This window comes from Vibrio sp. 10N.222.46.A1 (assembly GCF_041473595.1).
Lineage (GTDB): Bacteria > Pseudomonadota > Gammaproteobacteria > Enterobacterales > Vibrionaceae > Vibrio > Vibrio tasmaniensis_A.
Genome location: NZ_JBFRSN010000744.1, coordinates 1 through 9,565 on the forward strand (window position 1 = coordinate 1; position 9,565 = coordinate 9,565).

The 9,565-nt window shown below is 43.8% G+C and carries 9 protein-coding genes and 1 tRNA gene; 6 read left to right on the forward strand and 4 right to left on the reverse strand.

Features of this window, described 5'->3' with window-relative positions:
• The 4 genes from AB4496_RS19480 to AB4496_RS19495 all read left to right on the forward strand — a co-directional run.
• The coding region (locus AB4496_RS19480; RefSeq protein ID WP_372131672.1) for an ABC transporter permease subunit at nucleotides 1–339 on the forward strand (339 nt) is incomplete at its 5' end.
• A 12-nt stretch (nucleotides 340–351) separates the two neighbouring features.
• A complete protein-coding gene (locus AB4496_RS19485) occupies nucleotides 352–1,161 on the forward strand; it encodes a transporter substrate-binding domain-containing protein (protein WP_009845516.1) in 810 nt (269 codons plus the stop codon).
• A gap of 133 nt (nucleotides 1,162–1,294) precedes the next feature.
• Nucleotides 1,295–2,221 (forward strand): amino acid ABC transporter permease, encoded by a 927-nt coding sequence (locus AB4496_RS19490; RefSeq protein ID WP_032555058.1) that lies wholly within the window; start codon nucleotides 1,295–1,297, stop codon nucleotides 2,219–2,221.
• A gap of 192 nt (nucleotides 2,222–2,413) precedes the next feature.
• Entirely contained in the window at nucleotides 2,414–3,358 is a 945-nt protein-coding gene (locus tag AB4496_RS19495) for an ADP-ribosylglycohydrolase family protein (protein ID WP_009845518.1), read from the forward strand.
• A gap of 172 nt (nucleotides 3,359–3,530) precedes the next feature.
• Here AB4496_RS19495 and AB4496_RS19500 read toward each other — a convergent pair whose 3' ends face one another.
• On the reverse strand, nucleotides 3,531–5,537 hold the full coding sequence (locus tag AB4496_RS19500) for a TonB-dependent siderophore receptor (protein ID WP_009845519.1): 2,007 nt from the start codon (nucleotides 5,535–5,537) through the stop codon (nucleotides 3,531–3,533).
• A 20-nt stretch (nucleotides 5,538–5,557) separates the two neighbouring features.
• On the opposite strand from AB4496_RS19500, the gene AB4496_RS19505 reads away from it, so the two are divergent.
• Nucleotides 5,558–6,667 (forward strand): AraC family transcriptional regulator, encoded by a 1,110-nt coding sequence (locus tag AB4496_RS19505; protein WP_032555060.1) that lies wholly within the window; start codon nucleotides 5,558–5,560, stop codon nucleotides 6,665–6,667.
• Nucleotides 6,668–6,714: 47 nt separating this feature from the next.
• Here AB4496_RS19505 and AB4496_RS19510 read toward each other — a convergent pair whose 3' ends face one another.
• The 3 genes from AB4496_RS19510 to AB4496_RS19520 all read right to left on the reverse strand — a co-directional run bounded on the left by AB4496_RS19510 (nucleotide 6,715) and on the right by AB4496_RS19520 (nucleotide 8,911).
• Nucleotides 6,715–7,185, reverse strand: coding sequence for a GNAT family N-acetyltransferase (locus AB4496_RS19510; protein WP_017101368.1), 471 nt, complete (start codon nucleotides 7,183–7,185; stop codon nucleotides 6,715–6,717).
• Between the two features lie 44 nt (nucleotides 7,186–7,229).
• Nucleotides 7,230–7,568 (reverse strand): zinc ribbon domain-containing protein YjdM, encoded by a 339-nt coding sequence (locus tag AB4496_RS19515; RefSeq protein WP_004731484.1) that lies wholly within the window; start codon nucleotides 7,566–7,568, stop codon nucleotides 7,230–7,232.
• A 179-nt stretch (nucleotides 7,569–7,747) separates the two neighbouring features.
• A complete protein-coding gene (locus tag AB4496_RS19520; protein ID WP_009845522.1) occupies nucleotides 7,748–8,911 on the reverse strand; it encodes a threonine/serine exporter family protein in 1,164 nt (387 codons plus the stop codon).
• A gap of 524 nt (nucleotides 8,912–9,435) precedes the next feature.
• Here AB4496_RS19520 and AB4496_RS19525 point away from each other — a divergent pair.
• Nucleotides 9,436–9,510, forward strand: a tRNA-Gly gene (locus AB4496_RS19525).
• Nucleotides 9,511–9,565 lie beyond the last annotated feature (55 nt).

The window sequence follows — 9,565 nt, forward strand, 5'->3', positions numbered from 1 at the left end:
GGTTTAAATGGTATTGCGAGAGGACAATTTGAAGCAGCTCAATCCTTGGGCTTATCAAAGACCTATACTTACTGGGATGTGATTCTTCCTCAGGTGGTGCAACGTACCTTGCCACCTTTGACTAATGAAGTGATCTCTCTTATTAAAAACTCTTCAATTGTGAGTGTCATGGCTATTTTTGACCTGACGACTGAAGCCAGAAACATTGTTTCTGAAACCGCGATGCCATTCGAGATTTGGTTCTCTGTGGCGATCATTTATCTTGCTCTTACACTTTCACTTTCTGCCGTTGCTGCTTGGCTTGAGCATAAGCTCGGGGCTAACTGGCGAACACAATAAGGATTTATCAGCATGAAGCTATTTAAAACCGCGATTACAGCCCTACTTGCGCTTGCCGTAAGTTTGCCTGCACTTGCTTCTGAAACGCCTAACCTCGATAAAATCAACGAACGTGGCTCACTGCGCGTTGGGATGTCGACATTTGTTCCTTGGGCGATGCGTAACAAACAAGGCGATCTCGTTGGCTTTGAAATCGACGTGGCGAAACGCCTTGCCGAAGATTCTGGTTGGAAAGTCGAATTTGTACCTACGGCATGGGACGGTATTATCCCTTCTCTATTATCGAAAAAATTTGATGTAATCATCGGCGGTATGTCTATCACTGAAGCGCGAGCTAAAAGCGTATTGTTCACTGAACCTTACTCGCACTCTGGCGTTCAACTGGCGGCTAACAAAGAGCTAGCGGAAGGTTTTACTCAGATCTCTGATTTTGATTCTCGCCGCGTAAAAATTGCAGCACGTCGTGGAGCATTCACGGTTCAAGTCGCTCGTGAAACCTTCCCTAAAGCGAAAGTTCTACAGTTCGATGACGATGCTCAAGCATTCCAAGAAGTGTTAAACGGCAACGCGCACGCGGTTATCGCGTCTAGCCCGAAACCAGAACACGAAACGATCAAAAATGCAGACACGCTATTTATTCCATTTGAAGAGCGTCTATCAAAAGGTAACGAAGCATTTGCAGTTCGCCTAGGTGAAACTGACAAGGCAGAATTCTTCAACGAATGGATCAAAGCACGTACTGAAGACGGTTGGTTGAAAGAGCGTTACGAGTACTGGTTCTCTACTCTAGATTGGCAGGACCGGATTGCTCAAGGTCAGTAATCTGAACTTTTGCTAGTGAATCGAGGCAGTGCGTTGTCTGCACTGCCTCGATTCGGCAACTTGATTCGCTTTAATGATGATCTAAAACTCAACAAAACAGCCTACTAATTATTATTGTTTAAACAGGAATGACGTGAGTAGTACTAGCGCATTAACAACACCTAAGCCCAACGTTTATATGAAGCCTTGGTATCAACGCCTTAACCTTTTGGATGGCGTGTTACTCGCTGTCATTTGTGTGTTTGCAGGCTGGCTTTATTATCGTTCTGCTGTTGGTATCAACTACCAGTGGCGCTGGGAAGATGCGTTTACCCTAATTTTCATTCCACCTTCTCAAGGCAGTATTCCCTACTTCTTCCAAGGCTTGATCGCTACACTGCGCTTGAGTGTCTGGAGTATGGTGTTAGCACTCTCTTTTGGCACATTGTTAGGTGTAGCAAGACACTCAAAGATCGCTTTCTTCAAAACACCGGCACTGATTTTTATCCAGTTGGTTCGAAATATTCCGCCACTGGTGTTTATCTTCATATTCTATTTCTTCGTTTCTAACCAACTGATTCCATTACTTGGTTTAGAAAGTATCTTACGTGAACACAATGGCGAGATTAACGCTGTTCAAGCCTTTCTGTTTGGTCCTGCTAACCTTTGGGAAAACTTAGCGTCTGGTGTTATCTGTATTGGTTTGCTCTCTTCGGCTTACATTGCGGAAGTGATTCGAGCGGGTTTAGAAGGTATTCCTAAAGGCCAATGGGAAGCGGCCGATTCGCTTGGCTTGTCTGCATTGTCTAAGTATCGATTTGTGGTTGGCCCACAAGTATTAACGGCCATCACCCCACCATTGGCAGGCCAAGCAATCTCCTTGATTAAAGACACGTCGATTGTGTCTCTGATTTCGATCCAAGAGATGACGTTTGTTGGTACTGAGATGGCAAACTCATCGGGGTTGATCTTCGAGATCTGGCTGATTGTAGGCTTCGTATATTTTGCTTTATGCTTTGCGCTTTCGCGTCTGTTCAAAGTGATTGAACAACGTTCTAGTGTTTACCTTAACCATCAGTAACGTCATTAATTAATAGTACCGACTCGCCCGACCATTCCTTTCCCTTATCAAGTTCACCTGATTGTTTTAAGCTATTGACCAATCGGGATTTATCCCTTCATATTTCTTCTTAGAAACACAGCGAAATACTCGTCTAATCACTATACTTGAAGTATCGAACTACGTTGATTCTTCTCAAGGACATCACTCAGCATGGACAATCATAAAGAAAGAGCTTTTTACGCCGTTGTCGGCGCATTGGTTGGAGACGCCGCTTCCATGGGGTTGCACTGGCTGTATGACCAAGAGAGGATCTTACACGTGGCTGGTTTCGAGCCAGAATTTCGCTCACCGAATCAGTTCGATTATCAAGACAAAGGCTACTTTGCGCACCAAGGAAAAACGTCCGGTGAGCACTCGCAATACGGTGCTCAGTTATTGGCGATGGTCGATAGTTTAGTCGACAACCAAAAATACGATGAAGCGAGCTATATTCAACATTTCCGCAAATGGTTTGATTTCGGTGGTAGTTGGCAAGGCTACATTGATAAAGCGACGCGCATGAGCTTGCTGAACATCCATCAATTAGAACTAGAGGGCGCCCCGATTACTGCCTGTGGCGCAGACGATACGCAGCTCCCCGCAGTTTCAAAGATCATTCCATTAGTAGCCTGTACTTATACCTCTCACACCTTACCAGCGATGGTAGAGAGCGCGGTACGAGTGACCAACAACAACGACAAAGCCGTGGAATGGGCGCAAGCCATCACCCTGTTGATTCAAGCAGCGATTCAAGGCAACTCACCATTACAGTCCGTAGAAATGGTGCGACAAACTTGCAGCAGATTTATACATGATCAAATCGATGAAGCATTGGCTGAACCTGAGCTTTCAATAACAGATGCCGCGAAGAAGTTTGGATTGCATTGTGAACTGAGTGCCGCATTTCCCTTGCTAATTCGCATCATTGCGGGTGCTCAGAGCTATAAACAAGGTATTCGAGACAATATCTTATGTGGCGGTGACAGCTGCGGGCGTGCGATTGTGATTGGCGCGGTATTAGCGGCGTGTTTCTACGAAGAAGACGGAGCGATTCCAACAGAATGGCTGAGCCAAGTAGAACTCAATTGTGGTGTGCTGTCTTTGCCTATTGAGTGATTCCCACAATAACAAATAAGGCGAAAGCGCCTCTCGACTCCTTGCTCGAGAGGCGCTTTTCTTTTCACTAGAATGACTTAAACGGATAACTTCAATTTCGAGCAATACCCCTTCCGGATCTCTACGACCGCCAGTTTATTGCGCTAACCAAACCTAAACGCTAAAGCCTTCTCTAGAACTGATAAGCAGCAGAAAGCTTGTAGTTACGGCCTGGTTCATAGTCATCCAAGGTAAAGCCTCTTGCCGTACCTGAACGAGAAGCGTGTGAGGTGTATTGCTCATCAAACACGTTATCGATACCAAAGGTGACAGACAATCCATCAAGATTCGATGGCACCCACTGAGCAAACAGGTTATGAACGTCATAGCCTTCTTTTTTCGGCTGACCATCGAATACGTTGTCTTCGTCTTTAACAAACATCGAATTCCAACCAAAGATAGTCTCAAGCGCTTCAGACTGATAATCGAGTGTCAGCGTAATGCTGTCACCCATATCAATACTTCGACCATTGCCACCTGCGACTGCACCGCCTGTATCTTTATTTTTAGTCTCTAAAAGCGCATAGGACAGCTTACTGTTAAACATCTCGTAGCCATAAGATAGGCTCGCCTCGAAGCCCTTTATCTCAACGTCACCTAGGTTATAAATCAAATAACTCTTACTTGCACGTTGATACTTTTCGGCAATATAGTCATCAATATTAGTTTGGAATACTGTCAGGTTGGCACCAATAAAGTGATTATCCAAGCGCTTATCGAAACGGACACCACCTTGCGTGTTCTGCCCTGTCTCAGCCTTCAGATCGTTAGCCAAATAAGCGACATCTTGGTAAGCAATAAAGCTCTCCATCAACTCCGGGCCTTTGAACAACGAACGTGTACTCGCGAACAGCGTCCAATCTTGAGTAACATCCCATTGAGTGGCCAACGACCAAGTTACATCGTCAAAATCTTCGCTACCAACTTCTGCTTTACGTTGGTAATCATCAAAACGAAGCCCTGCCGTGACCGAGAATGCTTGAGTAAAGTAGAACTGATCTTCAACAAAAAGGGCTGTAGAGATTGCTGACTCGTCCATAAACTTGCTGCTGCCGTAATAGCTGCTCGATGACTTGTCCATATAGTCAAAGCCATAAGTCGCGATGTTATCAAACGACATCAGGCGATAATCGGATTGGAACTTTGCGTTGAGACCAAAGTTTTGGTTTTTAGCCGTGTTTTTGGATAAGCGATTAGCAGGCCAACGTGGTGCCATAACACTTTCATCTCGCTGAATCTCAGTTTCCGTGTTGTATAGAGTCACGTTACCTTGATGACTTTCACCACGCAGCTCATAGCTGGCCGTGATGGTGTCACGGTTGTAATCGGTGGGAATGAGGATGTTTTTAGACAAACCCACGTTCGTACCACCCGACATATCAGGGCGTGGGCTGTAATCACCGTTATCACGGTACATATCATAAGAGAGTTCAAAACGGTGTAAGTCACTTGGCTCAAAACCAATCTTACCTAGAATATTGTATACATCCCCTTCTGAGCCAAAGGTTTCAGTGCCATCACCATCTTCAAAGTTGTCACGGCTCATGTAATGACTGTAAAGCATGGCATCGACGTTATCTGACAACAAACCATACACAGTAAGTGAACCTTGCTGGCTTGCATTCGTGGCATACCCGCCATAAACACGAGCGCCAAAAGTCTCGTCGTAGCGAAGTAGATCTTTGGCATCTTTGGTTTCAAACAGCACTGAACCGCCTAACCCATTTTGCGTCACCGAGTTGTTACCTACTTGGATATCAGCTGATTTCAATATGTCAGGGTTAAGAGTCAAATTACCAATATGATGGAACATGTTGGCGTGCTGAGAAGCGCCATCTAATCGAATGTCTAAGTCAGTTTCGCTTAGGCCGCGAATCGTAATTCGCTGGTTGATCGAGTGCGTTCCCCCAACATCAACACCGGGGATTTCGCGCAGCAAATCTGACATATGGTCAGCTTGCTTCAGTGACATGTCATCTGCAATGATCGATTCAGTGTTGCTTGAGACTTTCGTTCCCCAAACCACAACTTCATCGAAGTGCGATGTACTTTCTTCGGCCATAACAGAGCTACTAAACGTGCTGGCAATTGCGATATAGAGGGCTGAAAGCTTAATTGTTGATCTGACTGGGCTTTCCATAGATTCAATCCTAGATGTAAATGATAATAATTATCAATCATGATAGAGTTGTAACCTATAAATGCACAGATGATTTGCTTATGCAAAAACGCACAGCTGTTATGAGGAACGGTCAAATGAGTGAAGTAACGTCTAAACGGGCTAAAATTGGCAAAGTCACTCTGACTAAAAAGTTGGAGCAAACAGAAAAGCAGATTATTGTCACACAAGGTCAAACTACACAGACATCACTGGCTGAGGGGAAATTTCTTTCTTATCAATATAATGAACTAATATTTATCCACGGTGGCCGCTGTATTGAGCTCGTCGATACTAAGATCATCTCTACCGCTCACGCTTCAGTTCTGATCACCATTCTTTTGGAAGGTAAGCTGTCATTTGGTTACGATGATCTCGAATTTGATCTCGATGCCACTCATCAACCTCAAGGTGTGGTGGTCAACCTCACTAAACCCGCCAATTTCCGTCGAGTGATGACAGCAAGCAATAAACTCAATAAGATTAATATCTTAGTCAAACCAAAATGGTTCGAATCTCGAGTAACCGAAGAGTGTAAATGCCGAAATTTCATCAATACACATAATGCCAACTTCCAATTAGAAGTGACGGAAGAAATCTGGAAGCTTACACAAGACTTGACAACTTGCTCTTCACCCAATAACTTCCATCAGAAGTTGCATATAGAATCCTTAACTCAACAGATCCTTGAGAATTCGATGCATCAACTACCACAAACTTGCTGTCTGGCTTACCAAACTAAACCAAAAATAATAAAACCAGCGACACGTGTAACTAACATTGAACATCAAAGTTATGACGAACGAATTGAGGCTGTAATCTGCTTTATTGAAATTCATCTCGACCAAGAGCTGAGCCTAAAAATGCTTGCTGAGCATTTTTCGATGAGTGTATCTAATATTCAAAGGCGTTTTAAGCAGTCATACAACATGACAATCAACGGTTACATCCGTTTGAGACGATTAGAGATCGCACGCCAGCATTTAGAACGAGGGTTGGTTTCAATCACCGAGGCCGCCTATGAAGCGGGTTATCAGCACCCTTCTAATTTCACCAATGCTTTTAAGAAAACCTTCGGTGTGCCGCCACAAGACATAGCGATTAAGACTTAGTTACATTGATATAAAACTATTTGTTCTATAACTTTAAAAGGCTATATCTAACATCTGCTATGTTGGCCAGGTGACCGCCACATATAAACAAACTGGTCATTCTGCGAAGTAATTTCAAATCCAAACCTCAGATACAAATCTCCAACTCGATTACCTTGTAAATAGCATAGTTCGACGGGTTTATTGAGGCTGTCAGCCTTAGTTAAGCAATCAGCCTTAGTTAAGAAGTCTTTCAGTACTTGGCTACCAATTCCCTTTCCATGATACTCAGGCAGCAAGAAGAATCGGCAAAAATAGAAGTGGTCGCCTTTGTCTTGCAGCAACACACTGCCAATCGCTTTGCTTTGATATTCAATGATTTCAGGTCGTTCTTCTGCCCACTCTTCGGCGTGTATATCTCGTTGAATTTGCTCATCCCAGCCAAAAACAGCTTTGATTGGCTCAAATTCAGCCGCCTTTTTCAGCTCGAACAGAAATTCATAATCTGATGACTGAGCGGGTCTTGTCGAATACTTCAAAATATCTCCAACAATAATCAATGAACTATATAGCCAACGCTCGACTACTGCTTCTTAACGTACTTCGCTGTAACGAGCATTTCACCACCACCATCAAGCTTGCAATCTAACTGATGATCTTTGCCTTCATTTATTCGTCTGATTACCGCTTTAGTGCCGATTTTCAGTACAGAAGAACTGCCTTTAATTTTTAGATCTTTAATGAAGGTAACTTTATCGCCACTTTCCAATACAACGCCATTTACGTCCTTAACACGCGCGGCTTCTCTTTCTAAACGCTCTTCTTCTGGGTTCCACTCATAGGCACACTCAGGGCAGATTAGGTTGTTTTGGTCTGGGTAGACATATTCAGATTGGCATTGCGGACAAGGAGGTAAAGACATACGTTAATACTTCATTTAAATAAAATTTGCGTCCATTTTAATGACTCTTGTTAGGCTTAGCGAGCACAAATCGAACCAATTTTCAGTAGCGTAATTTAACTTAGAAAAGAGCAGTACCTAAAACGAACAAACACAGCCGCTAAGCTGTGTTTGTTTAAGGGCTTGGGAGGCGAAACGGATTAACGTTCGACTTTTGGTGAGTAAATCGAGTAAGCGGTGATTTGCCCTGCCACAATTGCAGAGAACATGAACAACGCCGACAAACCAATACTCGGAATAGGTAAAATCGATTGTTCAAACACCGACTGGCTGGCACTCACTAATACTCGACTACCCGGAACCAAGATGATGATCCCCTGCACGATATAAATAGAGCCCGTGAGCTCCATCTTCTTGGCAATCCAAGTCCCGTACAAAGTAATAAGAACCGTCGTAACCCAAGTACCGACAACCCAACCACTGTCAAAACCTAGATAGAACGGCCCCCACATACCCAGAACTGCCACTGGCAAGCCAAGTAAGATGTCTTTAGGACGCGCATTGAACATCACACCAATCGACACCGAGATCAACACCAAACCAGATATGTGCATCCATGTCGGAACCGCATTCGTATAGTCAATGGAGACCGCTTGTCCCCATATCGCTTCACCAATGTTGAGCCCCATAATAATCCCGACAAACAGCTTTATCAGGGTTAATGCGCTCTGCCCTAACAAACTGGTACCAGAGACGAGATCATTAAACGCCAAACATTCTAGTGCGTTGGCTATGGATAACCCGGGGACAAACAAGACAATCGAAGCGATACATAACGCCCACACCGGGATCGGCAACCCTGTGCTTGCCAAAAATGCCACGAAGATACCCGTTAATAGTGCCGAGATGAATTCAACCGCAATAGCGCGACGTGAATGAAGAACTTGCTGACATACCCAAACCATCAGACCCAGTAATGCAGAAAAGCCAACCGCTTCTAACGTACTGCCAATTAGCATCAGATACGCTGGCGGAATACCCATATTGGCCAGTGCCGTCACAAGTTTAGAGTAACCGACAGGCTCTGGCACAGGCTCACTGCTCGGTTGGTTAATACGAATGATGGTATTGGCCAACAAACTCAAGTTAATCGAAGCAGGCTTTAGACGCTTAAGAATAACGGCGTTGTTATCGTCTGGAAATTGATAATTAATCGCGGTTGGCGTTGCTTGGATCATCACATCAACACCATGCTTTTTTGCATAGAATTGGGTGTATTTCTCTAGCTTGTAAGGAGCACAACCACTGCGATGAAGAGTGTCACCAATTTCAACAATTTTGTTAATTCGGAACTGAGAAGGCATGGGAATTTTAGGGGAGACAAAATGTGCGGCAAATGTACCAAACGATAGACGTAATGACGAGAGTTTTGCATGAATTATCAACTAAATTCGTTACTTTTTCCTTCGAACGCTTAGAGGAGTCTATAACTCCACCCGCTTCGGATTCACTTGATGAATACTTTGGCAGACTGGCAAGTTAAAACAATGCATCCAGATTGTTATTAATGGGCATCAAAATACGAATGGAAATCAGTTTATGTTAACGGTCAAATTGCCTGTATTTATGTTAATTTTGTGATGAGGAAACACCACTAAAATAGGTTTATAAATCCAACTGAGTGGGTCTTAGAAAGAGTGGAGGGTTCTTTGTTGTTTCTCGCCCTACGTTTAACGAGAGTTTAGTCACATTTTATTCACTCTAAAAGCGCCGAACATGATGGAAAAACTAGCGGAGTGGTGGTTATGCGAGCACTTAGAATAAAAATGAAAGAAAAAGGTTTCGTTTTCAGTTAGATGTGGCATTATCAAACTCGTTAAGACGATGTGCGTACATCGTATAATGGCTATTACCTCAGCCTTCCAAGCTGATGATGCGGGTTCGATTCCCGCTGTACGCTCCAGTCTTCTTGATGTTTCAGTCTTACTCTTAAGACAGTGTGCGTGCATCGTATAATG